Origin of the sequence: Spongisporangium articulatum, assembly GCF_044465595.1 — a bacterium.
GTDB classification, from domain to species: Bacteria; Actinomycetota; Actinomycetes; order Actinomycetales; family Kineosporiaceae; genus Spongisporangium; species Spongisporangium articulatum.
Map to the genome: position 1 here is coordinate 1 of NZ_JBITLV010000013.1, position 1,474 is coordinate 1,474.

The 1,474-nt window shown below is 65.3% G+C and carries 1 protein-coding gene; it reads left to right on the forward strand.

Annotation, left to right across the window (positions count from 1 at the left end):
- Positions 1-103 precede the first annotated feature (103 nt).
- Positions 104-1,435 (forward strand): IS256 family transposase, encoded by a 1,332-nt coding sequence (locus tag ACIB24_RS22995; protein ID WP_398284552.1) that lies wholly within the window; start codon positions 104-106, stop codon positions 1,433-1,435.
- Positions 1,436-1,474 lie beyond the last annotated feature (39 nt).

Sequence of the window (1,474 nt, forward strand, 5' to 3'; positions counted from 1 at the left end):
GGGACTGTCTGATTAACGGTGTAACTGGGTCTGGCTCGACACGCCGAGCGTGATGCTTGGCGGTTTGGAGCTGGGCATGTCGGACACGATCTCGTCTATGGCCATGGACGGGGATGACAGCAGGGATGAGCAGAGCGATCCAGGTGGGCAGTCCGATGGGGTTTCGGCAGCCTCGCCGGTGTCGCTGTCGCTGCTCGATCAGGAGCAGCAGCAACGGTTGGCGGAGGAACTGGTCGAGCAGGCCCGGGCGCAGGGTCTGGACCTGATCGGCCCGGGTGGCCTGCTGGCCGGACTGACGAAGCGGGTGTTGGAGACCGCGCTGGAAGCCGAGATGGTCGAGCACCTCGGCTACGAGGCCCACCAGGTCGCCGGCCGGGACGGTGGCAACTCCCGCAACGGGAAGCGCTCCAAGACGGTGCTGACCGATCTCGGGCCGGTCGAGATCGAGGTTCCCCGTGACCGGGACGGCAGCTTCGAGCCGCAGATCGTGCGGAAGCGTCAACGCCGACTGGAGTCGATCGACCAGATCGTATTGTCCTTGACGGCAAGGGGTTTGACGACCGGCGAGGTATCAGCCCACTTCGCTGAGGTCTACGGCGCCTCGGTCGGGAAGGATCAGGTCTCGACCATCACCGAGAAGGTCGTGGCGGAGATGACCGACTGGGCCAACCGGCCACTGGACCGCGTCTACCCGGTGATCTTCATCGACGCGATCGTGGTGAAGATCCGCGACGGGAAGGTCACCAACCGACCCGTCTATGCCGCGATCGGCGTCACCGTCAACGGCGAACGTGACATCCTCGGCCTGTGGGTCGGCGACGGCGGCGAAGGGGCGAAGTTCTGGCTGCAGGTCCTGACCGAGATCAAGAACCGTGGCGTCGACGACGTCCTGATCCTGGTCTGTGACGGCCTGAAGGGGCTGCCCGACTCGGTGGGCAACGTGTGGCCGTTGACGACCGTGCAGACCTGTGTAATCCACCTGCTGCGCAACAGTTTCCGCTACGCCGGCCGGCATGACTGGGAGAAGATCGCCAAGGACCTGAAACCCGTCTACACGGCCCCAACCGAGCCGGCCGCCGCGGCCCGGTTCGAGGAGTTCGCCGAGGCCTGGGGGTCTCGTTACCCGGCCATCATCGCGCTCTGGCGCAAGGCCTGGGCCGAGTTCGTGCCGTTCCTCGACTACGACGTCGAGATCCGCAAGATCATCTGCACGACCAACGCGATCGAATCGCTCAACGCCCGCTACCGGCGGGCCGTCCGGGCCCGAGGGCACTTCCCGACCGAGCAGTCGGCGTTGAAGTGTCTCTACCTCGTGACCCGTTCTCTCGACCCGACCGGACGGGGCAGGGCACGATGGGTGATCCGGTGGAAAGCCGCCCTCAACGCCTTCGCGATCACCTTCGAAGGACGGCTCACACCGAGCACCACCAACTGAAACCGTCAGACCCGGTTACACCGGAAATCGGACAGTCTC

What these genes read in the sequence shown, in the direction of transcription:
- ACIB24_RS22995 (WP_398284552.1), top strand. Translation starts at nt 104, where the DNA reads ATGGACGGGGATGACAGCAGGGATGAGCAGAGCGATCCAGGTGGGCAG.